Below are 24,650 nucleotides of genomic sequence, written 5' to 3' on the forward strand. Positions count from 1 at the left end.
ATGTCCGCAACACCGCCGCTGGCCGGCAAGGTCGTGCTCCTCGTCGGGGCGAGCGTGGGGATCGGCGCCGACGCCGCGCGGGTGCTCGCCGGGGACGGCGCGTCGCTGATGCTCGTGGCGCGCCGCGAGGGACCCCTCGCCGAGGTGGCCGCCGCCCTGGAGAAGGAGGGCCACGAGGTCGCCTACACCACCGGAGACGTGTCGAACGCCGCCGACGTCGCGCGCTTCGTGCAGTCCACAGTGGAGCGTTTCGGGCGGCTCGACGGCGCGTTCAACAACGCCGCCATGACCCAGGCGGGGCACCTCGACGCGGTGTCCGAGGAGGACTTCGACCGCATCGTGGCCGTCAACGTCAAGGGCACCTGGCTGTGCATCCGCGAACAGGCCCGGGTGATGCGGGCCCAGGGCTCCGGCGCGATCGTCAACGTCAGCAGCATCGGCGGGCTGCGCGGCAGTTCCGGGATGGGCGCGTACCAGGCGACCAAGCACGCCGTCATCGGGCTGACCCGCACGGCCGCGCACGATCTCGGGCCCGCCGGCATCCGCGTGAACGTCATCGCCCCCGGCCCGACCGAGTCCCCGATGCTGGAGCAGACCCGCATCAACATTCCCGGCGGCGTCGAGACCCGCATCGCCGCGACGCCGCTGCGCAAGGCGGGCACCGGGGCCGAGGTGGGCAACGTCGTGTCGTTCCTGCTGAGCGACCGGGCGAGCCACCTCAGCGGCGTGATCCTGCCGGTGGACGGTGGTTTCCTTGCCTGAGTCGGGCACGCTCCGGCTCCCGCCACGGGTGCACTTCGGCTACGGAAGCCGCCTCCTGCTGCCGGAGATCGTGGCGCCGCACGGCAAGCGGGTCCTGGCGATCGTGGACCCCTTCCTGTTGAGCACGCCCTTCCACGACGAACTGCTCGACGGGCTCCGGGGCCTCGACGTGCGGGTGCACTCCGACATCACACCGGAGCTGCCCGTCGACACGCTCGACGCGGCCGGCGCGATCGCCCGCGAACACGGCACCGACGTCATCGTCGCCGTCGGCGGCGGGAGCGCGCTGGACGCCGCCAAGCTCGTGGCGCTGCTCGCCGCGCACGGCGGTCCGCTGCGCCGCTACTACGGCGAGAACCTCGTCCCCGGGCCGGTCCTGCCCGTCGTGGCCCTCCCGACGACGGCCGGCACCGGTTCGGAGGTGACGCCCGTGGCCGTCGTCTCGGATCCCGAACGGGAGCTGAAGGTCGGCATCTCCAGCCCGTTCCTGGTACCGGCGGCGGCACTCGTCGACCCGGAGCTGACCCTCGGCGGCCCGCCCCGGGTCACCGCCTACTCCGGCATCGACGCGCTCGTGCACGCCGTCGAGTCCTACACCGCCCGCGCGTTCGACCACGACCCGGCGGCGCCGCTGCCCGTGTTCACCGGCCGCAACGCGCTGACCGGACCGGTGTCGCTGCTGGCCGCCCGGCACCTGGGCCCGTGGCTGCCGGTCGCCGTCGCCTCGCCCGGTGACCGGCAGGCCCGCGCGGAGGTGGCGAAGGGCGCGCTGCTGGCCGGGATCGCGTTCGGCTCGACGGGAACGCACCTGTGCCACGCCCTGCAGTACCCGATCGGCGCGCTCACCGGCACCCCGCACGGCCTCGGCACCGGTCTGCTGCTGCCGTACGTCCTGGACGCCGTCCGCGCCGACGGGGAGACGGCCGCGCGCATCGCCGAACTCGGCGCCGCGCTCCAGGGCACCGCGGTGTCCACAGTGGACGACACCATCGCGCGGGTCGTCGACATCAACCGGGCGATCGGGGTCCCCGCGTCGCTGGCGGACATCGGCGTGCGGCGCGAGGACCTGCCGCGCGTCGCCGATCTCGCGCTCGGCGTGCGGCGGCTGGTCGGGATCGCCCCGATCGAGGCGTCCCGGGACGCGTTGCTGCACATCCTCGAATCCGCGTATCAAGGGGTGGTTCGATGAACACCGACCTGTTCATAGCCGGGGAGTGGCGGCCGGGCTCCGACGGCCGGCGCTTCGCGGTCACCGACCCGTCCGACCTGTCGACGATCGCGCACTTCGCCGTGGCGACCGAGGCGGACTGCATGGCCGCCGTGGACGCGGCGAGCGCCGCCCAGCCCGGCTGGGCCGCCACCGCGCCGCGTGAACGCAGCGAGATCCTGCGCCGGGCGTTCGACATCCTGACCGCGGAGGCCGAGCACTTCACCACGCTGATGGTCCGCGAGAACGGCAAGTCCTGGCCCGACGCCGCCGCCGAGGCGAACTACGCCAAGGAGTTCTTCCGCTGGTTCGCCGAGGAGGCCGTGCGGATCCCGGGGGACTACCGGCTCTCGCCGGCCGGCGACAAGCGCATCATCGTCGACCGCCAGCCGATCGGCGTATCCCTGCTCATCACCCCGTGGAACTTCCCGGCCGCGATGGCCACCCGCAAACTGGCCCCGGCGCTGGCGGCCGGCTGCACGACGATTCTCAAGCCGGCCCGCGAGACCCCGCTGACGGCGGCGTACGTGGTGGACGTGCTGCGCCGTGCCGGGGTGCCGAGCGGCGTCGTCAACCTGGTCACGCCGGTGCCGACCGGCCCGCTGGTGAAGGCGATGCTGGACCGGCCGGAGGTGCGCAAGCTGTCGTTCACCGGTTCGACCGAGGTGGGGCGGGACCTGCTGCACGCCTGCGCCGACACGGTGGTCAGCCCGTCGATGGAACTGGGCGGCAACGCGCCGGTGATCGTGCTGCCCGGTGCCGACCTGGACGAGACGGTCGCCGGCGCCCTGCTCGCCAAGATGCGCAACGGCGGCTCCGCGTGCACCGCCGCGAACCGGTTCTACGTGCACAGCGCCGTGCACGACGAGTTCGTGGCGCGGATGGACGCGGCGTTGGCCAAGGTCTCGGTCGGCCCCGGCCTCGACCGCGCGAACGACCTCGGCGCACTCGTCTCCGTGGCGGAACGCGACAAGGTGGCATCCCTGGTGGACGGCGCGCTCGCGGACGGGGCCACCCTCGTCCGGGGTGGACAGTCCTCAGTGGAGGGTGCCTTCTACGACGCGACCCTCCTGACGAACGTGCGCCACGGCTCCACCGTCACGATCACCGAGATCTTCGGCCCGGTGACCACGGTGGTGCGCTTCGACGACGTCGACGAGGCGGTCCGCATGGCGAACGACACGATCTACGGCCTCATGGCGTACGTGTTCGGCGCGGAACGGGAGGCGATCGCGGTTGCCCGGCGGCTGGAGGCCGGCATGGTGGCCGTGAACCGGGGCGTGGTCAGCGATCCGGCCGCGCCGTTCGGGGGAGTGAAGCAGAGCGGGCTCGGCCGCGAGGGCGGCTCCGAGGGGATCCTCGAGTTCCTGGAGGAGAAGTACATCGCACTGACCGCATAGCCCACGGCATGCTGGGCCGATGGAGACCTATGCCCACAGACACCTGGCCGCCTGGAACGAGGCCGTCGCGACGCTGAACGCCGAGGGTTGGCAGGCCGAGCTGTACACCATGGCCGCGCCCGTTCAGGTCGAGGGCAGGCTCCCGACCGGTGAACCGTTCTACTTCCGGTCCCGCAACCACGAGGCCCGCCTGGCCATCGGCGGCGACGACCCGGTCGAGTTCCCCGACTGGGAGCGGTGCGTGGAGCAAGCCGACGCGTCCTGGCTCCCCGCGGAGGACGGGCTCGCCATCCTGCGCGGTTTGGCGGCGCGGTACCGCGCCGAAACCAAGCCCGGTGAGGGCTCTCACAACTGAGGTGACGGCCGCTGGAGCAGGTCCAGGACCGCCGTCAGCAGCTTCTCCCGCACGGCGACGGGTGCCGCGTCCAGCACCGCGTTGATGCCGGCCATGCCCTGCGTGGGGTGGCCGGCCGCGAGGTCGAGCCCGAGCGCGGCGGCCATCCGCGCCACCGTGTCCGGCGTCAGCGCCGCCGGGTCCAGCGGCGGGAGTTCCGCGATCGCCGGCCCGGCCGCGCGGGCGGCCGCGACGGCCGCGTCCAGCGCCCCGGCGAAGGACGCCACGTGCGGTGCGACGGCGGCCGTCACGGTCAGGTGGGCGGTTCTCGGGATGCCGTCGAACGCCATCTGCGGCTGGATGTGCCAGCCCTGCGCGGCCAGCGCGTCGGCGACCACGAAGACGTCCACTGTGGAGCCTCCCGTGAAGGCGACCACGCTCGACTCCGGTTCGGGGAGCAGGGTCCGCAGGTCCGGGACGGCGCGCACCGCCTCGTGCAGCCCGCGCGTCGCCTCCAGGGTGCGCGCGGCGAGCGTGCGGTAGCCGTCGTGGCCGATGCGTTGCAGGGTCGCCCACGCCGCCGCGATCGGCCCACCCGGGCGGGTCGACGCGACGGTGGCGTTCACCAGACCGTAGCCGGGCCAGCCGGCGTAGCCGAAGTACTGCGGCGCGCGCAGTTGCGCCGTGCGGTGCAGCAGCACGGAGACGCCCTTGGGGCAGTAGGCGTACTTGTGCAGGTCCACCGAGATCGAGGTGACCCCCGGGACGGTCAGGTCGAACGCCTCGCCGGCCACGCCGAGTTCGCGCCAGAACGGCAGGAGCCAGCCGCCGAAGCAGGCGTCGACGTGGCAGCGCACCCCGTGGCGGGCGGCCGCCGCCGCGATCGCCGGCACGGGATCGAGCACGCCGTGCGGATAGGCCGGCGCCGAGGCGACCACGAGCACGGTGTCCGGGCCGATGGCGTTCTCTATGTCCACAGTGGACACGCGCAGCGTCTGCGGGTCGACGGGCACGACGTCGAGCGCCACGCGCAGGTACGCGCCGGCCTTCGCGAACGCCGGATGCGCCGACGACGGGAGCACGATCCGCGGGGCCGTCACGTCGGGCCGGGCGTCCCGGGCGGCCTTCACGGCGAGCAGCACCGACTCCGTGCCGCCGGAGGTGACGTTGCCGACCGTGGCGCGATCGCCGCCGAGCAGGCCGGCCGCGGCGGCCACGATGTCGTTCTCCATGCGCAGCAGTGAGGGGAACGCCGTCGGGTCGAGCCCGTTGGTGGCGGCGGACAGGCCGTGCGCGCGCAGGGTCAGCTCGTCCAGGTCGGCGAGGCCGGGGTCGTAGACGTACGCGAAGAGCTTCCCACCGTGCGTGGGGAGGTCTTCTTCGCGCAGGGCCCGGAGGGCGTCGAGGATCTCCTCGGCCGGCCGCCCGTGTGCGGGAAGACTCATACCGCCGCCTCCTTCGTCGCCCCGGCCAGCCGGGTAGGGGTCAGGTCGTAGCCGCGCAGGAACCACAGCGCGCCGCCCACCAGCACCGCCGGCAGCACGGTGAAGCCGAGCAGCACACCCGTGCGGGCGGTCGCCGACTGCGCGAGCGTGCCGGTGGTGCTCGACACGTAGCCGAACGCCGCGAGCACCACCGCGTACAGCCCCGGGCCGAGCGCCAGCCCGAGGGTCTCCCCGGCGGTCCACAGCCCGGTGAAGACACCGGCCTGGCGGCGGCCCGTGCGGGCGGCGTCGTACGCGATGCAGTCCGGCAGCATCGCCATCCCGAACACCTGCTGCCCGGCGTAGCCGACGCCGTTCAGCGCGGCCAGCGCGTACACCAGTGCCGGCGGGACGACCGGGGCCGTCACCATCGCCGCCCCGCTCGCCGCGAACAGCACCGACGCCAGCACCATCCCGCGCGGCTTGCCGGCCCGCTGCCCGACCCGGCGCCACAGCGGCATCACCAGCAGCGCCGGGGCGACGAAGCACGCGAAGAGCACGGTCGGGCCGATCTTCTCCTCGTTCAGCACGTGCGTCGCGAAGTACTGCACGCCGGCCAGCATCGTGCCGATCCCGGCCGCCTGCACGACGAAGCACAGCAGCAGCCCCCGGAACGCCGTGTTCGCCGACGCGACGCGCAGCTGGGCGCGCAGCGACGGTTCGCTCTCGCCGGCCATGCGCACCGGCGCGCCGGCGGTGCCGAGATACACCCCGAGCACACCCGCGACGATGATCGCCGCCACGAACAGGCCCATCCAGCGGTGCCCCGCCATGCCGCCACCGGCCGCGTCGACCACGAGTGGCGCCACCGCGCCGGAGATCAGGATGGCGATCGCGAGTACGGCGATCCGCCAGGTCATCAGGCGCGTTCGCTCCAGATAGTCATCGGTGAGCTCGGCGGCCATGGCGACGTACGGGACCTGGAAGAACGCGAACGCCGTGGCGGTGGCGAGGAACGACAGCGCCACCCAGGTCGCGGCCGGCACCCCCGACCGGAACGGCCCGGCGAAGATCGCCGCGAAGAGCACGGCCAGCGCGAGGCCACCCCCGAGCAGGAACGGCCGCCGCACCCCGGCCCGGTCGGAGATCCGGCCCGCCACGGGGTTGAGCAGCACGTCCCACGCCTTGGGAGCGAGCACGAGGAACCCGGCGACGGCGGCGGCCACGCCGAGGGTGTCCGTGAGGTACGGCAGCAGCAGGAGCCCCGGCACGGTGCCGAACGCGCCGGTGGCGAGGGACCCGAGCGAGTACCCCACCGGAATGCGCGCGGGGAGGGGAGGTGCGGTCATGGTGAGCCGGATGCTAGTGCCGCACGGGCGCGCCCACCCTCGGCCACCCGGCCGATGCCCCACCGGACCGTGGGGAAACGCGAAACCGCGTATGCTGCCCGCCGTGCCGAGTGATCATCAGGGGTTGGTGCGCCGAGTGGCCGACCACCATCCCGAGCTGCAACCCCTCGAGACGGCTGCCGCCATGGGCAACTGGGCGGGCGTCGAGGAGTTCTTCGCGGGACTGACCGACCCCTCCGACCGGCTCCACGCGGGGTGGCTGGTCGGCCGCGTCGACGGGGTCGAACGGCTCCTCGCCCCCGCGGCCATGGCCGAGACCGGCGACACCACCCTCGCGCGCACCCTCTACGGCATCCGGCTCGTCGTCATGGGCTGGAACATCCGCACCGCCGCCCGCGCCGAGCACGTCAGCCGCGAGCAGTTCGCCGCGTTCCGCGAGCACTGCATCCGCGCCGAGCAGATGCTCATCGACGCGACGGCCGTGCAGCCGGACAACACCACCGCATGGATCGAACGCATCGTGACGGCCCGAGCGCTCCAGGTTGGCCAGTCCGAGGCGCGCCGCCGCTACGACCGGGTCGCCCAGCACGCGCCGCACGTGCTGCCCGCACAGCAGCAACTGCTCCAGAAGCTGCTGCCGAAGTGGAGCGGCTCGTTCGAGGCGGCCGAGGCGTTCGTGCGGGAACGGGTGGCCGCCGCCCCGCCCGGCTCACCCGTGCCGGCACTCCTGCTGGACTACCACGTCGAACGCTGGCTCGACCTGGACGACAACGAGGTCGCCCCCTACCTGGCCCGCATCCACGACGATCTGCGCACCGCCGAGGCGATGACGCTCGACCCCGCGTGGCGGCCCGGGTTCGACCGGTACAAGGTGCACCACAATTTGGCGTTCCTGTTCAGCCTCGCGGGGCTGGACTTCCAGGCGGCCAAGCAGTTCCGGGCGATCGGCCGCAACTTCACCGAGTCGCCGTGGAACTACCTGAACGGCGAGGCCGTCGACAACTTCACGAAGCGGCGCGCCACCGCGCTGGCAAAGGGCTGAGGAATGCTGCGCGAGACCGAGGTCGACGGGATCCGGACCGTCCTGGCGCCGATCGACGGGCCGCTGCACGCCGGGCTGACGTTCCGGGTGGGGCAGGCCGACGAGACGCTGGCCCGCTACGGGATCACGCACCTGCTGGAGCACCTGGTGCTGCACCGGCACGGCGTGAGCGACTACCACTACAACGGGGCCACCGGCCTGGTGACGACGCATTTCCACATGTCGGGGTCGCCCGAGGAGGTGGTGTCGTTCCTGACGTCGGTGTGCGCGTCGCTGGCGGACCCGCCGTTCGACCGGCTGGAGACCGAGAAGTCGATCCTGCGCACGGAGGCCGCCGGGCGCGGCACCTCGCCGCTCACGCAGCTGTCGCTGTGGCGCTACGGCGCCCGCGGCTACGGCCTGCCGAGCTACGACGAGCTGGGACTTCCCGCGATCACCGCGCAGGAGCTCACCGAGTGGGCGCGCGCCTTCTTCACCCGGCAGAACGCCGTGCTGTGGATCGGCGCCGAGGAGATCCCGCCCGGCCTGACGCTGACCCTGCCGGACGGTGCGCGCCGGCCGGTGCCGCCCTCGACGCAGGTGCTGCCCCGCACCCCGGCGTACTTCACCGGCCACGGCAGCATGACCGGGTTCGACACGGTGGTGAAGCGGCGCTCGGCGGCCATGCTCTACTCCGCGATGCTCGAACGCGACCTGTACCGGGCGCTGCGCCAGGAGGGCGGCTACTCCTACGCGGCGAACACCTCCTACGACCCGCGCGGCGACGGCTTCGCCACGATCACGGCCGCCGCCGACGCGCTGCCGGACAAGCAGGACGCGGTGCTCGGCGGCTTCATCGACGTGCTGGCCAAGTTCCGCCTCGGCCGGATCGCGCAGGCCGACCTGGACAGCGTGCGCGGCAAGGGACTGGAGGCGCTGCGGCACAGCGAACGCGACGTCGGGCGGCTGCCGAACGCGGCGTTCAACCTGCTGACCGGCTCGCCGAACCGCAGCACCGAGGAGATCCGGGCGGACATCGAGGCGGTGACCCTCGACGACGTTCGCGAGGTGGCCGCCGAGGCGCACGCGAACGCCCTCCTGATGGCCCCGCAGGGCTGCGTCGCCGACTGGGGCGGCTACGTCGCGGCGCCGCTCTTCTCCGACCACGTCGTCGACGGCCCACGCGTCCCGGTGCTGAACGAACCCGACTCGAGCCTCATCGTCGGCCCGGCCGGGGTGAGCGCGGTGTCGCCGCACGGTTCGGCCACGGTGCGCTACGACGCGTGCGTGGCGATGGTGACGTGGCCGGACGGCGGCCGCCAGCTCTTCGGCGCCGACGGGATCAACGTGCGGATCGAGCCGACGCTGGTGGCCCTGCCGCCCGGCACGATCGAACGCCTCGACGCGGCCGTTCCGCGGGCGGTGCAGGTGCCGCTGCCGGCCCGCCATCCCGACCGGATCCCGTCGCCGTCGCCGGCCGCCGCGGCTCCCATGCCGCCGTTGCCGCCGCAGCACCCGGCCGCGCCGCCGACCGGCCGCAAGGCGAGCGCGGGTGACATCGCGCTGATGGTGCTCGGCGGGGTGCTGACGGCGTTCTTCTGCTGTTGCAGCGGCATCGTGGGGTTCGGGTCGATGGTGGCCGATCCGGGGGAGGACATGGGCGATCCGTGGCTGGTGCTCGGGCCGGGCATCGTGTTGACGGTGGTCTTCACGGTGTTCACCTACGCGGTGTGGAACAGGCGCGGCCGTAAGGGCTGAGCGGCTCAGGAGTCCGCGGGGTCGGAGACGTGCCGGGCCGCCTGGCGCAGGTCGATGTCCTTGATGAGTTTGCGCAGGTTCGTCATGAACAGCGACACCGACACGCCACGGGTGGCCGAGTACAGCAGCGGCGGGATCACCACGGCCAGCATGAGGTGGCTGTCGAGTTCGAGGCGCTGCACGCCCGGGACGAACGACGCCGCGGCCGCCAGCACCACGATGATCCAGCCGGGCTCGATGCGACGGCGGCGGGCGACGGAGGTGACGGCTGTGCCGATGCCGACGATGAGCAGGAGCTGAACGCCGTTCACCCGGATCAGCCCAGATCGTCCTTGCCCAACAGATCGCGCAAGGCCGGGACCAGCTCGGGATGGGCGAACGTGAATCCGGCCGCCGTCAGGCGTGCCGGCACGCACCGGCGTCCGGTCAGCGCGAGCGCGGGATCGGTCCGCAGCGCCACCGCCCCGACCCGCACCAGGAACGCCGGCGTCGGCGGCGTCGGCGGCCGGCGCAGCACCTGACGCAGGCCGGCCATCAGTTCGGCGTTGCGCACCGGTCGCGGACTCGTGGCGTGCACGACGCCGGAGAGCGCCGGGTCGTCGATGCAACGCCGCACGATCGCGAGGAAGTCGTCGATGTGCAGCCAGCTGATCCACTGCCGGCCGGAGGCGATCCGCCCGCCGAGGAACCAGCGGGTCAGCCCGGCGAGCCGGTCCAGCGCGGGCGTGTCGCGGTCGAACACGACACCGGTGCGCAGCAGCACCTGCCGGTCGACCGGCGCGCCGGCGGCCGCTTCCTCCCAGGCCCGCGCGACGCCGGCCATCTGCGGCGGCCCGTCCGCGACCGGCGACTCCTCGGTCAGCACGGCCTCCCCGCCGTCGCCGTAGATGGCGAGCGTGCCGGCCTGCAGCCACAGCGCGGGCCGGTGGCGCGCGGCCGCTTCCTTCAACGCGCCGGTCGGCTGCACCCGCGAACGGGTGAGCAGCGCGATGTTGGCGGGTGTCGGCGGCCGGTCGACCAGTTCGCCGGCGAGGTTGATCACGGTGGCGCCGGCCAGCTCCGCCGCCCACGGCCCGACGGTCGCCCCGTCCCACGCCACCTGCCGGAACGGCCGCCCCTCGCGCGGCTTCCTGGTCAGCACGACGACCTCGTCGCCGCGTGCCGTCAGGTCGGCCGTGATGCGCCTGCCCAGGGCGCCTGAGCCGCCCGCGATGACCACCTTCATGCGAAAGATCGTGACAGACGCCCGCCTCCCGGAGGGTCGCGCGTCGATGCGCGGTGTCGACGTGTGGCGATCCCGACTCCCGCTTGACGCGTTAATGAAAACGATTATCGTTAGCGCCACACGGAAGGAGTTGTCCCATGCGGGTAGGAGTACCGCTGGTCGCCGCGGTGACGGCGACGGCGTTGGCGTTCGGAGGGCCGGCCCAGGCGGCCGGAGTCGTGCTGTCCCGGGGCCATGTCGACGCCGTCGACGTGGCGTTCGAGGAGGGCGCGTTCGGGATCTCGGTGCACGACGAGACCGTCGACCCCGACGTCGAACGCGACCCGGCGTCGGTGACGTTCAAGGTGCTGCCGCAGGCGGCGGTGACGGTGCCGGACGACCCGGCGTACGCGTTCCTCGGGGCGGCCGGTGCGACCGTGCACGTGCTGCCCGAGGCGGAGAACCCCGACCTGCTCTGGGCCGGCCTCGCCACCGAGGAACTGGAACCGGGCGTCTTCGTCGACGACAGCGTCGCGCTGCGCTTCCGGCAGGTTCGCGGGCCGGACGGGTTCAGCCTGTTCGCCACGGATCCGGTGGGCGCACCGGTCGTCGCCGTCGACAGCGAGGACGGGCTGCCGGACGTGGTGACCCTGCCGGTCGCCACGCACGGGCACTACAACTGGGCGTTCGAGCGGCCGGGCACGTACCGGATCAAGGTCGACGTGCAGGGCCGGCTCGCGGCGACCGGCGCCACGGTCACCTCCGCGGCGGTCTGGCTGACGTTCGAGGTGTGCCGGTGATGCGCCGCCTGGTCACCGCCGTGGCCGCTTTCGCGTTCATCCTGTCGAACGCCGTGCCGGCATCGGCCGCCACCATCCACAGTGGACACGTCGACGGGTTCGACATCGACTACGTGAACGGCGTGCTGACGCTGGACATCAAGACGTACGCACCCGTGGACGACGACGTGTCGCCGAGCGGCACCACGCTCGCGCTGTCCGCGGCGTCGGCCACGACGGTGCCCTCCGGCGCGGCGTGGTCCTGCCTCGGCGCGGCCGGCTCGACCGTGTACGTGGCGCCCCAGTCGCAGAACGCGAACCTCCTCTACGCCGGGTGGAACACGCAGGACGTGCCCGCCGCGCAGGGACCCGTGGCGCTGGAACTGGTGAGCGCGACCGCGCCCGCCGGCGGCTGGTTCGCCCTCTACACCACGGGCGGTTTCCCGGCGGCGCCGACGTTCCGCCTGAGCGGCAACCCCGCCGCCGGATGCGGCGTCGCCTCCTGGCCCGGCGGCATCGCGGCCGGCACGCACGCCCACGGCAACTGGGCGTTCTCCGCGGCCGGCACGTACGCGCTGACGTTCCGCGCCACCGCCGCGAACGGCGTCACCTCCGGCGCCGTCACCTACACCTTCCAGGTCGGCTGATGGGAACCGCCGGCCGTCGCCTGCTTCCGCTGTGGCTGCCCGTCCTGCTGCTCGCGTTCGTCGTGGTGCCCGCCGGTGCCGACCCCGCGCCGCCGAGCACACCGCGCACCGTGCTGAACGACGTGCACACCGACGTTCTGCACGTGGCTTACGCCGACGGGCGGCTCGACGTGCGCACCCGTGTCGGTGACGGGCAGCTCGTCGACACCGGCACCGTGCTGGTGCAGGTCTTCGACACCGAGGCGGCGCGGCCGGCGGTGCCCGACGTTCCCGAGTACGCGTTCCTGGGGGAGGCGGGTGCGCCGATCTGGGTCGCGCCCGAGGTCCAGGAACCGTCGCTGGTCTGGCCGGGGTTCTCCACCGAGGGCGTGCCGGCGGGTGTGCTCGCCGGGGACGAGGTGCGCGTCAACCTCCGCGGCGTGCGGGGCCCCGGGCGGGTGGAGGTGTTCGCCTCCGGGCCGGTCGGGGAGCCGTTGCGCTACCTCAGTTCCACCGATGCCGAGTACGCCTCGCACGCTTGGCCGGTGCACAGCCACGCGCACGCGAACTGGGTCTTCACCGCGCTCGGGCGGTACGTGTTGACGTTCGAGCTGACCGCCACGCGCGCCGACGGCACGCCGGTCAGCAGCGGGCCGGTCGACGTCACCTGGTACGTGGGCGGCACGTCGGCGGCCGACATCCCGGTGGCACCGACGACCACCACGCTGAGCGTGCCCGCCTCGTCCGCGCACGGCTCACCGGTCACGCTCGCCGCGAACGTGTCGCCGGCCGACGCGGACGGGTGGATCGAGTTCCTCGACGGCACCGCCGTCCTGGGGCACGCCGCCGCACCCGCCGGGAGCCTCACCGTGTCGGAACTCCCGTCCGGGCAGCATCAGTTGTCGGCGCGGTTCGTTCCCCGGTTCACCACGGACTTCGCCGCCTCCTCGGCCGCCACCGTCCCGCACACGGTCACCGGCGGAACCGTCGCCCCCACACCCTCCTACCCCACCCCCACACCCTCCTCCGTCACGCCCTCGCCGACGCCGCCGGGCAGCACTGCGCCGGCAACGGCCGGACCGTCGCCGCGCGCCTCCTCGCCGGCGTGCGTACCGAGCACCGGAACGAGCGGAGTGGTGCTCTCCTCCGGACACGTCGACCTCGCGGTGCGGCTGGAGAGCGGGCGGCTCGCGACGCGCGTCAAGGACGGCACGGGTTCCGGCGCTGCACAGTGGAGGATGCCGTCGGAGGTGGTGCTCCACCTCGGCGACGCCGCGCGGACGACCGTGCCGGCCGGGCCGTTCGACTTCCTGGGCGGCCAGGGCGCGACGGTGTGGCAGGTGCCGCAGACGCAGAAGGCGGGCGTGCCGTGGCTCGGCTGGAACACCGAGGAGCTGACCGCCGCACAGGTCACCGGGCCGGTCACCTGGAAGCTCACCGGCGTCGACGGGCCGGGTACGGCGGCGGTGTTCGAGTACGACTCGTTCGGGCAGCCGAAGGTGATCTTCAACAGCGGCGACGGGCTGCCGGACGTTCGCGACGTCGCGGTCGGCACGCACGCCCACGGCAACTGGGCGTTCACGAAGGCGGGGGCGTACCGGCTGACGTTCAGCCACACGGCGACGCTGGCGTCCGGCGCGGCCTCGACGTCGACCGGCGTGGTCACCGTCGCGGTCGGGAACACCGATCCGAGGACGCTGCTCACGCGGACGAGCACGGGCTGCGGTGCGGGCGGGGCCGGCGGGAACGGGAAGCTGCCGAAGACCGGCGCGGCGCTGTCCGGGGTCATCGGCGGGGGTGCGGCGCTCGTGCTGGCCGGCGCGGCGCTGGTCGCGCTCTCCTCCCGACACCGCCTCTCCTCCCGACACCGCCTCCCGTCGTGGCTCCGCCATGCGGCCGGGCGCCTGTCGGCTCGGCGGCGCAGGAGCGCGGCGTGAGGCGGCCGCGGCCGGGCGGTCGGTTCCGCCTTCGGTGGCGGCGGGTCGTGGCGGCCGTGGGTGTCGCGGCGGTGGCCGGCGGGTGCGGGGCGGTGGCCGCCGACGACGGAGCCGTGCGGGTCGTGGCCACCACGGAGATCCTCGCCGACCTCGTGCGCGCCGTCGGCGGCGGACGGGTGCACGTCGACTCGATCGTGCCGCCCGGCGGCGACCCGCACTCCTACGAGCCCACGCCGAGCGACGCCAAGAAGATCGCGCGGGCGGACGTGACGTTCACCAATCATCTGCTGCTGGAGGAGCATGCGCTCATCAAGGCGATCGACGCCAACGCCCCGGACGACGCCCCGAACGTGTCACTGGCCGAGTCGGCCGAGACGTACGGCGCCCAGGTCATCCCGCTCGTGGAGAACATCGCGCTGGACGTGCCGTGGCTCGGCCTGGCGGTGCGGGGCAGCGGCGCCGGCCGGGGCGCGACGCGGGCGTCGGAGGTCCGGCTGAGCGCCACCGCACTGGAGGGGCCGGGCCGGCTCGCGGTCTACCTGACGCACGCGCTCGGCGAGCCCCAGGTGTACGTCGACTCCGCCGACGGGCTGTCCACAGTGGACTCGGCGGTGCTGCCGCCGGACGCGCACACGCACGTCAACTGGGCGTTCAGCGCGCCGGGGGTGTACCGGGTGACGCTTTCGGCCGCGCTGTCCACTCCGGACGGTGCGTGGACGCCGGTCGGCGCGGGGACGTTCACGTTCGCCGTCGGCGTCGACCCGCACACCGTCCACAGTGGACAAAGCGGCGTCGTCGTCGACCGCGGGCACACCGACGTCGCCGTGGACCTCGACCGGGGCGAACTGTACGCGTGGACCGACGCCGGCACCGGTGCGCAGCGGGCCGTTGCGGCGGCCGACGTCGTCATCGACGTGCCCAACCGCGCGTTGGACACGGTGCCGGCCGATCCGCGCTTCGGCTTCCTCGGGCCGGCCGGCAGCAGCGTTCACCAGCTGCCGCAGGCCGTGCTCGGCAAGCACGTGCACGGCGAGATCGACCCGCACCTGTGGCAGAACGTCGCCAACGCCAAGGCCTACGCGCAGCTGATCCGTGACACGCTCGTCGCCTCGGATCCCGCGGACCGGGCCGGATACGCGCGGCGCACCGCCGAGTACCTCGCCGAGCTGGACCGCCTCGACGCGCACGTGCGCACCCGGGTCGCCACGATCCCGGCGCACCGGCGGCAGCTCGTCACCACGCACGACGGGTTCGGCTATCTGGCCAAGGCGTACGGGCTGACCGTGGCCGGGTTCGTCGTGCCCAACCCCGCACAGGAGCCGAGTGCGGCCCAGGTGCGCAAGCTCACCGAGACCGTCACGAACCTGCGCGTGCCGGCCGTGTTCCTGGAGCCGAACCTCTCCGGGCGCGCCGGCGTGCTGACCCAGATCGCGAAGGACCAGGGAATCCGGATATGCAAGCTGTACGGCGACGCGTTCGACGAGCGGGCGCGCTCCTATGTGGACATGATGCGGCACAACGCCGGGGAGCTGGCCGCGTGCCTGGGGTGAGGCCACTGCTCGCGGCGCTGGCGGCGGTGGCGGCCGTCGCGGTGCCGGGCCCGGCGCACGCCGCACCGGTCGTGCTCGCCGCCGGGCACGCCGACCTGGGCCCGCGGCTCGCCGACGGCGCGTGGCGGATCGGGCTGCGCGACGACGCCGTGCGCCCGCCGGTGTGGCGCGCGCTGGAGGAGGTGACCGTGCACGCGGTCGAGGCCACCCGCACCACCGTCCCGGACGCCACGGAGTTCGGCTTCCTCGGCCCGGCCGGCGGGCCGGTGTGGGTGCTGCCGCAGACGCAGCGGGCCGACGCCGTGTGGCTCGGCTGGAACACCCAGGACCCGAGCGTCGCCACCGCCGTCCGCCGCGAACTGACCTGGCGCGTGCACGGGGTCAGCGGGCCCGGACGCTTCGTGCTCTTCCTGACCGGCAACTTCGGCGCGCCGGACGTGGTCTTCGACAGCGGCCGGGCGATGCCGCAGGACAGCGGCGTCGAGGTCGGCACGCACGTGCACGGGAACTGGGCCTTCACAGCCGCCGGCACGTACCTGCTCGACATCGAGATGGCCGCCACGGACACGGCCGGCGCGCCGCTGGGCGCACGGGGCACGCTGCGCTTCTTCGTCGGCGCCGGCGACCCGACCACGGCCGCACCCGCTGCGGACCGGACCACGACGCCGGCCGCCGGGAACGCCGCCCCGGCACCCGCCGGAGGAGCGTCGCGCGCGGATGCGGCGCCGTGGGCCCGGGCGGGTGCCGCGGCCGTCGCGGTGTTGCTGCTGGCGGCCGTCGGCGCGGCACTCGTCCGCCGCTCCCGCCGCGCCACCGGAGCGACGCCATGAACCCGACCGACGCCACCCAGCCCTCGCACGCGGCGGACCCCGGCGCGGGCCACGCGGCTCGGGAAGGTGTGGGAGTGCTTGTGGTGCAACGGCTTTCGGCGCGCCTGGCCGGGCGCGAGGTGCTGGTCGACGTCGACCTCCGCGTCCGTTCCGGCGAGATCGTCGGCCTGATCGGCCCCAACGGCGCCGGCAAGACCACCCTGCTGCGCACGATCCTGGGACTGGTGCCGCGCCACGCCGGCACGGTCGAGGTCGGCGGCACGATCGGCTACGTGCCGCAGCGGCACGAGTTCGCGTGGGACTTCCCGATCACGGTGGAACACGCCGTCCGCACCGGCCTCACCCACCGGACCCGATGGCACGGCCGCCCGCCGAGGGAGCACACCGCCGAGGCCGTCGCCGCGCTGGACCGGGTGGGCATGGCCGCCCTGCGACACCGCCCCGTGGGCGAACTCTCCGGCGGCCAGCGCCAGCGGGTCCTCGTCGCGCGGGCCCTCGTGCTGCGGCCGGCGCTGCTGCTGCTCGACGAGCCGTTCACCGGGTTGGACCGGCCGACGCGGGACGTGCTGAACGGGCTGCTCAGGAGGCTTGCGGACGGGGGGACGGCGGTGCTCGTCACGACCCACGACCACACCGCCGCGAACACCCTCTGCGACCGTATCGTCCTGCTCAACCGCACGGTCGTCGCCGACGCCCCGCCCGGGGAACTGACCGATCCGGCCGTGTGGCTGCGGGCGTTCGGGGTGGCCGATGTCGGTCGTTGATCTGGTCGTGGCGCCGTGGGATCACGAGTTCATGCGCCGGGCGATCCTCGTGGCGGCGATGTCGGGTCTGGTGTGCGGGGTGATCGGCAGCCACGTGGTGCTACGCGGGATGGCGTTCATCGGCGACGCCGTGTCGCACTCGGTGTTTCCCGGGGTCGCGATCGCGTTCGTGCTCAAGGCGGATCTGGTGCTGGGTGGCGCGGTCGCCGGGCTCGCCACCGCGCTGAGCGTCGCGGTCGTGTCGCAGAACCGCAGGCTCAAGGAGGACACCGTCATCGGGGTCTTCTTCGCGGCGGCGTTCGGCCTGGGGATCGTGATCCTCAGCAGCGCGCCCGGCTACAGCGGTTCCCTGGAATCGTTTCTCTTCGGGCAGATCCTGGGGATCGACGACCGGGACGTGATCACCGTGGCCGGAACGGGCACCGCCCTGCTCGTCGCGGCGGCGCTGCTGCACGGGCGGCTGGTCACGGTCAGTCTCGACCGCGAGACGGCCCGTGCCAACGGCCTCGCGGTGCCGGCGCTCGACGCGGCGCTGTACGCGATGGTCACGCTCGCCATCGTCATCTCGTTGCAGGCCGTCGGGAACATCCTGGTGCTCGCGCTGCTCGTCACCCCGGCCGCGTGCGCCCGGCTGCTCACCGACCGGCTGGGCACGATGATGATCGTCGCGCCCGTGATCGGTTCCCTCGGATCGGTCCTGGGTCTGTATCTCTCGTACCACCTGGACCTGGCTGCGGGCGGCCTGATCGTCCTGGTCCTCACCGGTGTCTTCGTGGCGTGCTGGCTGCTGGCCCCGCGGCACGGGATGCTGCGCCGCCGCGCCGCCTGACGAAAGCGGGCTACCCTGGGCCGCCGGCCTGCGTATTCCCCCGGGAGGTGGCCCCACGCATGGAGACCGTGAAGGCGGCGGAGAGCCGAGCCGGTGAGCGGGAGGCGCGGTTCCGGGATCCGCGGCTGATCCTGACCGCGCTGCTCGCGCTCGCCGTCGCGGCGCAGGAGCCGATCCGCGGGCTGCTCGGCGGTGCCGTGATCCAGGCGTGGCTGACCGTGTTCGTGGCGGTGGTGATCCAGGCGTTGCCGTTCCTCGTGATGGGTGTGCTGCTCTCCGCGATCATCGCGGTCTTCGTGCCGCCGTCGTTCTTCGCGCGGGCGTTGCCGAAGCGGCCGGCGCTGGCCGTTCCGGTGGCGGGGGCGGCCGGGGCGGTGCTGCCGGGCTGCGAGTGCGCGTCGGTGCCGGTCGCCGGTGCGCTCGTGCGGCGCGGGGTCACCCCGGCGGCGGCGCTGGCGTTCCTGCTGTCGGCGCCGGCCATCAACCCGATCGTGCTGACCGCGACGGCGGTCGCGTTCCCGCGCAACCCGGAGATGGTGGCGGCGCGGTTCGTGGCGAGCCTGTTCGTGGCGTGTGCGATGGGCTGGCTGTGGCAGCGGTGGGGGCGCGCGGACTGGCTGCGCCCGCCGGGCCGGCCGCACACCGACGGGCTCACGAAGGGCGCCGTCCTGTGGGGTTCGGTCCGCCACGATGTCATGCACGCCGGCGGTTTCCTGGTCGTCGGCGCCGCGGCCGCGGCCACGCTGAAGGCGTTCGTGCCGGCGCAGTGGCTCGACGCGGTGGCCGGCAATCCCGTGGTGTCGGTGCTGGCGCTGGCCGCCCTGGCCGTCGCGCTGTCGATCTGTTCCGAGGCGGACGCGTTCGTGGCGGCGGCGCTGTCCCAGTTCTCGTTGACGGCGCGGCTGGCGTTCCTGGTGGTGGGGCCGATGGTGGACCTGAAGCTGTTCGCCATGCAGGCGGCCACGTTCGGGCGGGGGTTCGCGGTGCGGTTCGCACCGGCGACGTTCGCCGTGGCGGTGCTGGTGTCGACGGCGGTCGGGGCGGTGCTGCTGTGATCCGGCAGGCGCACGCGATCCTCATGCTGCTGCTCGGTGTGACGGTGCTGCGGACGGCGTTCACGGACGTGTACCTGCGCTACGTCAAGGAGGGGCTGCGGCCGCTGCTCATCGGCGTCGGCGTGGTCCTGATCGTGGCGGCCGCGGCGACGTTCTGGTACGAGTGGCGCCGACCCGCTCCCGAAAACCAGCCTCCCCCGCAAGAAGGGCATCGCGAGCCGCGCGTCTCGTGGCTGCTGGCGGTCCCCGTGCTGGCGCTGATCCTGGTGGCCCCGCCGGCGCTCGGCGCGTACACGGTCGACCGGGCCGGGAGCGCCATCCAGCAGCCCGCGGGCTTCCCGGCGCTGGCGGCCGGCGACCCGGTGCCGCTGACCGTGGGGGACTACGCGGCGCGGGCGGTCTACGACCACGGGCGTTCGCTTGCCGGGCGGACCGTCAAGGTGACCGGTTTCGTGACGCTGGGCAAGGGCGGCGAGCCGATGCTGGCCCGCCTGACGTTGAGCTGCTGCGCCGGTGACGCCCAGCCGATCAAGGTGGGGCTGGAGGGGAAGGTGCCGGCGGGGCTGCGCCCCAACGCGTGGCTGGAGGTCACCGGCGCGTTCAGCGCGCGCCGGACGGCGGATCCGATCAACCGGGCGCCGATCCCGTACCTCGCCGTGACCGAGGCGAAGCCGGTGCCTGAACCAAGGAATCCCTACGAAAGTTGAGCGATGCGGTGCGCCTCAGTTAACGGCTGTTAACATCGCTTGCCATGGAGATCTCCGAGCTTCCGGGGCCGCGGCGGCTGCCCCTGGTGGGAAACCTGCCGGCGCTGTTCGCCCGCGGTACGCCGCACCGCGTCTTCCAGGAGTGGGGCGCGCGGTACGGGACGACGTACCGGATGCGGATGCCGGGCCGCGACGCGGTCGTCACGTCCGAGCCCGAGATGATCGAGACGATTCTGCGCGAACGCCCGGACTCCTTCCGCCGCTTCTCCCTCGTCAGCGACCTGATCCGGGAACTCGGCGCGCACGGCCTCTTCGACGCCGAGGGCGAGGACTGGCGCCGGCTGCGCCGCGTGGCGACCCGTGGCCTCAGCGCCCGCTACATCCGGGCCTCCTTCGGCACGATCACGCGTGCGGCCGACCGGCTGCGCGACCGGTGGCGCACGCAGACGAGCGTCGACGTCGTCGAGGAGATGCTGAGCTACACGCTCGAGGTGTCGGTGGGCCTCACGATGGGCCACGAGCTGCGGGACGACGACCGGCTGCGGGGCCACCTGAAGGAGGTGTTCAACACGTTGGGGCGCCGCATCGCCAGCCCGGTCCCGTACTGGCGCTGGGTGCGCCTGCCCGCCGACCGGCGCGCCGACGAGGCGATCGCGGCAGCCCGTTCCCTCATCACCGAGAAGTACGTCGACGCGCGGCGACGGATGCTCGACGGCGAGGAACCCGCGGACTTCCTGACCGCCCTGGCCAAGGCGGACGTCGACGGCGAGGACCCGCTCAACCTGGACGACGTCGTCGGCAACGTCCTGACGTTGGTCGTCGCCGGCGAGGACACCACCGCCGGCATGATCTCGTGGGTGCTGCACTGTCTCGCGGCCCATCCACAGGCGCAGGAACGCATCCGCGCCGAGGCGACCGCGCCGATCACCGCACCGTCGGCCCTGGCCGCCCTGCGCTACACCGAGGCGGTCGTGCACGAGACGATGCGGCTGTACCCGCCGACGCCCTACTTCCCGTTCGAACCCGTCGCCGACACCACGATCGCCGGCCTGCGCATCCCGCGCGGCACCCCGCTCTGGATCATGATGACGCACGGCGCCGACAAGGATCGCGAGTTCCGCCCCGAACGGTGGCTCGACGGCAACCCGATGGAGGGCAGGCAGCCGTACCTGCCGTTCGGGAGCGGGCCGCGGTTCTGCCCGGGGCGCAGCCTCGCGCTCATGGAGGCGACCCTGATGGCCGCGACGCTGTGCCGGGCGTTCGTCGTCGAACCGGATCCGTCCGCCGGCCCGGTCGGCGAGAAGGTCACCTTCGCGGTGTTCCCGACGAACCTGCGCCTGCGGCTGTCACCGGTCAAGCGCGCGGTCGAGGATCCCGCGCTCCGGGCGTGAGGTCGCGTCCGGTCAGCCCTTGCCGAAAGCCTTGTCCTGGCATTCATCCACCTTTTTCATCTCGTTCTCCGGCGGGAGGCTTTTGAACGCCAGGAAGCCGTCGTTCTCCCACGCGTCGATGCCCTGCGCGCGGATGCAGGTGACCCAGGCGTGCAGCTTGTCGGCGTACTGCGGGTCGGTGCGCTTCGCGCGTTCCCAGACCTGTTCGGGCTTCTTGCTGCCGCAGGCCGCCTCGGCCGCCGCCGACAGTTCCTCGTCGCGCGGGTCGGGCAGCGCCGGCCGGGGCGCCGCGCCGCTGCTGCCGCCGCCGTTGGCCGCGTCGCCGCCCGCCTTCGTGTAGCCGTGGTCGGCGAGGCACTTCAGGTACACGTCCCAGAGGCGTTCCTCCTCCTCGGGCGAGGTGTCGGTGCGGATCAGCGGGCGTTCGGCGGCCGCCGGCGAGGGGCTCGCCGCCGTCGCCGGGTCGCTCGCCAGCGTCGCCACCTCGGGCTTCTCGGGGGCCTTTTCGCAGCCCGCGAGCAGCCCCAGGGCGAGGATCAGGGTCGCCGTCCGTCTCATGTCATCTCTCCTCGGTCGAACGTTACGAGCCGGCCAGCGCGGCCGTCGGGGTCATGCGGGCGGCGCGCACCGACGGGTACACCCCGGCGATCACGCCCACGAGTACGGCTCCGCCGAGCGCGGCCGGGATCGCGCCGCCCGGCACCACCACCGGCCACCCGTGCGCGATCGCGTAGCCGGCCGTCCCGAGCAGCCCGAGGACGGTTCCGGCCAGGCCGCCGAGCAGCGACAGCAGCACCGACTCGGTGAGGAACTGGCCGCGGATCTGCCCCCGGTTGGCGCCCAGTGCCCGGCGCAGCCCGATCTCGGAACGCCGTTCGAGCACGGAGATCACCATCGTGTTGGCGACGCCGATGCCGCCCACGAGCAGGGCCACGAGCGCCAGCCCCACGAAGAGCGCCGCGAACGTGTTCTGGGTGGCGCGCTTGGCGGCCAACGCGTCGGACGGGCGGGTCACCAGCACCTGGCTCGGCTGCCCGGGGTGGACGGTGGCCGGCAGCACCGCCCGCACGGCCTCGATCGCCGGTTCGTGCGCGCGCACGTAGATGGTGGTCGGGTGGCCGTCGAAGCCGAGTTCGGCCCGCGCGGAGTCCCAACCGACCAGCACCGCCCGGTCCACGTCGGGGGAGAGCGGCGTGGGCGAAAGGATCCCGATGACGCTGAACCAGGCGTTCGCGATCAGCACCTGCGGCGGCGGACCGTCGGCCGGCACGGTGGGGAAGCCGAGCCGCGTGGCGGCCACCGCGCCGAGCACCACGGTCGGGAAGGACGCACCCGCCCGGTCCAGGAACCGCCCCGAGCGCACCCGGGCGTCGAGCACGTCGAGCAGGTCCAGTTCGCTCGCCAGCACGCTCAGCCCGGAGCCGTCCTTCGGATCCAACAGGTCGGAACGGCGGACCACCGTGTGCGTGTTCGCCACGGCCGTCGCGGCGGTCACCGGCCCGATGCGGCGCACCATCGCCACGGCCTCCCGCGGGAAACGCGGCGTCTCGTCGCGCTCCGGTGCGGGCACGGCCTGCAGCAGGTTGGTGCCCAGGGCGGACAGTTCGTCCATGAGGGCCCGCTCGCTGGAGGCGGGGATGCCGGTCACCATGATCATTGTCGCGATGCCGATCGAGATGCCGAGCGCGGAGAGCGCGGCGCGCACGCGGCGGGTGCGCAGGCCGATCGTGCCCAGCGACAGCAGGTCGAACGGCCGCAGCCGGACCGGCCGGATGTCGGGTCTCATAGCGCGTTCATCACCACCGTGTCGGCGGTGCTGTCGGCGACCACGCGGCCGTCGCGCATCTCCACGCGGCGGGGCAGCGCGGCGGCGATGTCGCGGTCGTGGGTGATCACGGCGATCGTGGTGCCCTCCCGGTTCAGCCGCACGAGCAGGTCCAGGACGGCGCGGCCGTTCGCCGTGTCGAGCGCGCCGGTGGGCTCGTCGGCGAGGACCAGCGCCGGTTCGTTGACCAGGGCGCGCGCGATGGCGACCCGCTGTCGTTCGCCGCCGGACAGTTCGTGCGGCCGGTGGGTGATGCGGTGGGCCAGGCCGACGCGGTCCAGTGCGGCCGCCGCCATCGGGGCACGACGCCGTCTCGGGACACCGGCGTACAGCAGGCCGGTGGCCACGTTCTCCAGGGCGCTCAGCCCGTCGGTCAGGTGGAAGCGCTGGAAGACGAAGCCGAGCCAGCGGCCGCGCAGCGCCGAGAGCCGGCGGTCCGACAGCGCCGCGACGTCGTGGCCGGCGATCTCGACCGTGCCGGACGTCGGGCGGTCCAGGGTGCCCATGACGTTCAACAGCGTGCTCTTGCCGGAGCCGGACGGGCCGACGATCGCGATCAGCTCGCCCTCGGCGATGGCCAGGGAGACGCCGTCGAGGGCGGTGACGCCACCCGGGTAGACCATGCTGGCCCCACGCACCGACACCACTGTCATGAGGTCGTCACCACCTTCAGGCCCGCGACGACGCCGGTGCCCTCGATCTCGACCAGGCCCCGGGAGAAGAGGCCGGTCCGCACGCCGATCAGGCGGCCGTCCTCCAGTTGCACGGCGTAGCCGCCCTCGCTGAGCGCCAGCAACGCGTTGACCGGCACCGCCAGAACGCCCTTGCGCGTCTCGCCCGCCACCTCGACCGTCACGTCGGCGCCGTCGAGGTGCCCGGCCGCACCGGGGTCGTCCAGCGCGACCGTCACAGCGACCGTCTGCGGCCCGGTGCCCCCGGCCTCGTTCTGCTGGGCGACGGTCGCGATCGCGCTCACCTTGCCCGCCGCGGTGGCCCCGTCCGGCAGCCGGACGCTCGTCGCGTCGCCCTCGCGCAGCGCGTCGACCTCGGCCGGCGGCGCCTGCACGGTCACCACCTTCGTCGTCGAGGTGACCGACATGAGCGTGCCCGTCGCGGCGTCCCCGACGAGCGCGCTCACGCTGTCGACGCGCACCGGGCCGGGCAGCACCGCCAGGTCGCCGACGTCGAGGCGGCCGTCGTCCGGGAGGCCGCGGTCGCGCTGCCACTTCTTGACGGCGTTGATCAGGGCGGCGGTGTAGGCGCCCTCGCCGGCCTTGACGGTGACGCTCGTCGCGCCGGGCGGGGTGGCCGGTGCACCGCTCGCGCCGGGGTTCGGCGGCGGCGCCTCCTGGGTGACCCGCTCGCCGGCCTTCGGCTGGGTGCCGATCGGGTAGCCGAGCGCCTTCAGGTTCTCGGCGACCATCGCCACGTCGCGGCCGACCGTGCCGCGGGCCGCCAGCGGGCGATAGAGCGGTGGGCTGCCGGTGAACAGCGGGACGGCCTCGTCGTTCAGACGGTAGAGCACCTCGCCGCGGGCCACGGAGGTGCCGGGCTGCGGAAGCCAGGTGACGACGCCCTCGCGGCCGCTCTTCACCGGCCGGGGCGTGCCGAAGCCGAGCGACCCCCGCAGTGTGCGGCTGGTCGACAGGTCCTGCCGGGTCACCGCGACCGTCTTGACGTTCTGCTGCGGGCGGGCGGTGCCGTCGTCGGCGTCCACGTCGCGCGCCCACACCGTCGCGCCGACCGCGGCCGCGGCGACCCCGACGACGACCGCGGAGGCGATCAGGACACGCCTGTGCTTCAAGGGCATGGCGGACATGGTCGACGCCAACTTTCAGGAACTTGTCAGGTTCGGCCGTGGTCTTCTCCATACGGCTGTGAGCAGCGACAACGCCCTA

Annotated in this window: 24 protein-coding genes; 16 read left to right on the forward strand and 8 right to left on the reverse strand. The window is 73.5% G+C overall.

Annotated features, from left to right (window positions below; genetic code table 11):
• From Val02_RS30545 to Val02_RS30560, 4 genes are read left to right on the forward strand one after another with little or no spacing between them, the layout of a single operon-like run.
• Entirely contained in the window at positions 1–762 is a 762-nt protein-coding gene (locus Val02_RS30545; protein ID WP_203902705.1) for an SDR family NAD(P)-dependent oxidoreductase, read from the forward strand.
• Positions 755–1,951, forward strand: a complete 1,197-nt coding sequence (locus Val02_RS30550) for an iron-containing alcohol dehydrogenase (RefSeq protein WP_203902706.1) — start codon at positions 755–757, stop codon at positions 1,949–1,951. Before Val02_RS30545 ends, Val02_RS30550 begins: the two co-directional genes overlap by 8 nt.
• Entirely contained in the window at positions 1,948–3,369 is a 1,422-nt protein-coding gene (locus tag Val02_RS30555) for an NAD-dependent succinate-semialdehyde dehydrogenase (protein WP_203902707.1), read from the forward strand. Before Val02_RS30550 ends, Val02_RS30555 begins: the two co-directional genes overlap by 4 nt.
• A 19-nt stretch (positions 3,370–3,388) precedes the next feature.
• Positions 3,389–3,724 carry a hypothetical protein gene (locus tag Val02_RS30560; protein WP_203902708.1) on the forward strand — a complete coding sequence of 112 codons (336 nt, stop codon included), beginning with the start codon at positions 3,389–3,391 and terminating at the stop codon, positions 3,722–3,724.
• Here the strand turns inward: Val02_RS30560 and Val02_RS30565 are convergent.
• Positions 3,715–5,148, reverse strand: coding sequence for a pyridoxal phosphate-dependent decarboxylase family protein (locus Val02_RS30565; RefSeq protein WP_203902709.1), 1,434 nt, complete (start codon positions 5,146–5,148; stop codon positions 3,715–3,717). The genes Val02_RS30560 and Val02_RS30565 overlap by 10 nt on opposite strands.
• Positions 5,145–6,476, reverse strand: coding sequence for an MFS transporter (locus tag Val02_RS30570; RefSeq protein WP_203902710.1), 1,332 nt, complete (start codon positions 6,474–6,476; stop codon positions 5,145–5,147). Before Val02_RS30570 ends, Val02_RS30565 begins: the two co-directional genes overlap by 4 nt.
• Before the next feature lie 103 nt (positions 6,477–6,579).
• Between Val02_RS30570 and Val02_RS30575 the strand changes: the two genes are divergently transcribed.
• Positions 6,580–7,518 (forward strand): hypothetical protein, encoded by a 939-nt coding sequence (locus Val02_RS30575; protein WP_203902711.1) that lies wholly within the window; start codon positions 6,580–6,582, stop codon positions 7,516–7,518.
• 3 nt (positions 7,519–7,521) lie between these two features.
• A complete protein-coding gene (locus Val02_RS30580; protein WP_203902712.1) occupies positions 7,522–9,255 on the forward strand; it encodes a M16 family metallopeptidase in 1,734 nt (577 codons plus the stop codon).
• A gap of 5 nt (positions 9,256–9,260) precedes the next feature.
• Here Val02_RS30580 and Val02_RS30585 read toward each other — a convergent pair whose 3' ends face one another.
• Together Val02_RS30585 and Val02_RS30590 are read right to left on the reverse strand one after the other, a co-directional pair.
• Complete coding sequence (locus Val02_RS30585) at positions 9,261–9,566, reverse strand: hypothetical protein (protein WP_239153451.1); 306 nt, start codon at positions 9,564–9,566, stop codon at positions 9,261–9,263.
• 5 nt (positions 9,567–9,571) lie between these two features.
• Positions 9,572–10,480 carry an epimerase gene (locus tag Val02_RS30590; protein ID WP_203902713.1) on the reverse strand — a complete coding sequence of 303 codons (909 nt, stop codon included), beginning with the start codon at positions 10,478–10,480 and terminating at the stop codon, positions 9,572–9,574.
• A gap of 137 nt (positions 10,481–10,617) precedes the next feature.
• Here Val02_RS30590 and Val02_RS30595 point away from each other — a divergent pair, with 137 nt between their 5' ends.
• The 10 genes from Val02_RS30595 to Val02_RS30640 all read left to right on the forward strand — a co-directional run bounded on the left by Val02_RS30595 (position 10,618) and on the right by Val02_RS30640 (position 20,927).
• Positions 10,618–11,259, forward strand: a complete 642-nt coding sequence (locus Val02_RS30595; RefSeq protein ID WP_203902714.1) for a choice-of-anchor M domain-containing protein — start codon at positions 10,618–10,620, stop codon at positions 11,257–11,259.
• The gene (locus Val02_RS30600; protein WP_239153458.1) at positions 11,259–11,885 is read left to right on the forward strand and encodes a choice-of-anchor M domain-containing protein; all 627 of its coding nucleotides are present in this window, start codon (positions 11,259–11,261) and stop codon (positions 11,883–11,885) included. Before Val02_RS30595 ends, Val02_RS30600 begins: the two co-directional genes overlap by 1 nt.
• Positions 11,885–13,801 (forward strand): TIGR03773 family transporter-associated surface protein, encoded by a 1,917-nt coding sequence (locus Val02_RS30605; protein ID WP_203902716.1) that lies wholly within the window; start codon positions 11,885–11,887, stop codon positions 13,799–13,801. Before Val02_RS30600 ends, Val02_RS30605 begins: the two co-directional genes overlap by 1 nt.
• Positions 13,798–15,351, forward strand: a complete 1,554-nt coding sequence (locus tag Val02_RS30610; RefSeq protein WP_203902717.1) for an anchored repeat ABC transporter, substrate-binding protein — start codon at positions 13,798–13,800, stop codon at positions 15,349–15,351. The genes Val02_RS30605 and Val02_RS30610 overlap by 4 nt, the downstream gene beginning before the upstream one ends.
• Positions 15,339–16,181, forward strand: coding sequence for a choice-of-anchor M domain-containing protein (locus Val02_RS30615; RefSeq protein WP_203902718.1), 843 nt, complete (start codon positions 15,339–15,341; stop codon positions 16,179–16,181). The genes Val02_RS30610 and Val02_RS30615 overlap by 13 nt, the downstream gene beginning before the upstream one ends.
• 68 nt (positions 16,182–16,249) lie before the next feature.
• Positions 16,250–16,945: an anchored repeat-type ABC transporter ATP-binding subunit gene (locus Val02_RS30620; RefSeq protein ID WP_239153459.1), complete on the forward strand. Its 696-nt coding sequence runs from the start codon at positions 16,250–16,252 to the stop codon at positions 16,943–16,945.
• Positions 16,932–17,774 (forward strand): anchored repeat-type ABC transporter permease subunit, encoded by an 843-nt coding sequence (locus Val02_RS30625; protein WP_203902720.1) that lies wholly within the window; start codon positions 16,932–16,934, stop codon positions 17,772–17,774. The genes Val02_RS30620 and Val02_RS30625 overlap by 14 nt, the downstream gene beginning before the upstream one ends.
• Positions 17,775–17,833: 59 nt before the next feature.
• Entirely contained in the window at positions 17,834–18,829 is a 996-nt protein-coding gene (locus Val02_RS30630; protein ID WP_203902721.1) for a permease, read from the forward strand.
• Positions 18,826–19,536, forward strand: a complete 711-nt coding sequence (locus Val02_RS30635) for a TIGR03943 family putative permease subunit (RefSeq protein ID WP_203902722.1) — start codon at positions 18,826–18,828, stop codon at positions 19,534–19,536. The genes Val02_RS30630 and Val02_RS30635 overlap by 4 nt, the downstream gene beginning before the upstream one ends.
• A 44-nt stretch (positions 19,537–19,580) precedes the next feature.
• Positions 19,581–20,927 carry a cytochrome P450 gene (locus Val02_RS30640; RefSeq protein ID WP_203902723.1) on the forward strand — a complete coding sequence of 449 codons (1,347 nt, stop codon included), beginning with the start codon at positions 19,581–19,583 and terminating at the stop codon, positions 20,925–20,927.
• A gap of 12 nt (positions 20,928–20,939) precedes the next feature.
• Here Val02_RS30640 and Val02_RS30645 read toward each other — a convergent pair whose 3' ends face one another.
• The 4 genes from Val02_RS30645 to Val02_RS30660 are packed head-to-tail and all read right to left on the reverse strand — an operon-like array spanning position 20,940 to position 24,562.
• Positions 20,940–21,485 (reverse strand): hypothetical protein, encoded by a 546-nt coding sequence (locus Val02_RS30645; RefSeq protein ID WP_203902724.1) that lies wholly within the window; start codon positions 21,483–21,485, stop codon positions 20,940–20,942.
• A 22-nt stretch (positions 21,486–21,507) separates the two neighbouring features.
• On the reverse strand, positions 21,508–22,713 hold the full coding sequence (locus Val02_RS30650) for an ABC transporter permease (RefSeq protein WP_203902725.1): 1,206 nt from the start codon (positions 22,711–22,713) through the stop codon (positions 21,508–21,510).
• A complete protein-coding gene (locus Val02_RS30655) occupies positions 22,710–23,405 on the reverse strand; it encodes an ABC transporter ATP-binding protein (RefSeq protein ID WP_203902726.1) in 696 nt (231 codons plus the stop codon). Before Val02_RS30655 ends, Val02_RS30650 begins: the two co-directional genes overlap by 4 nt.
• Complete coding sequence (locus Val02_RS30660) at positions 23,402–24,562, reverse strand: efflux RND transporter periplasmic adaptor subunit (RefSeq protein ID WP_203902727.1); 1,161 nt, start codon at positions 24,560–24,562, stop codon at positions 23,402–23,404. Before Val02_RS30660 ends, Val02_RS30655 begins: the two co-directional genes overlap by 4 nt.
• Positions 24,563–24,650: the final 88 nt, after the last annotated feature.

The sequence above is a fragment of the Virgisporangium aliadipatigenens genome, from assembly GCF_016863615.1.
GTDB classification, from domain to species: Bacteria; Actinomycetota; Actinomycetes; order Mycobacteriales; family Micromonosporaceae; genus Virgisporangium; species Virgisporangium aliadipatigenens.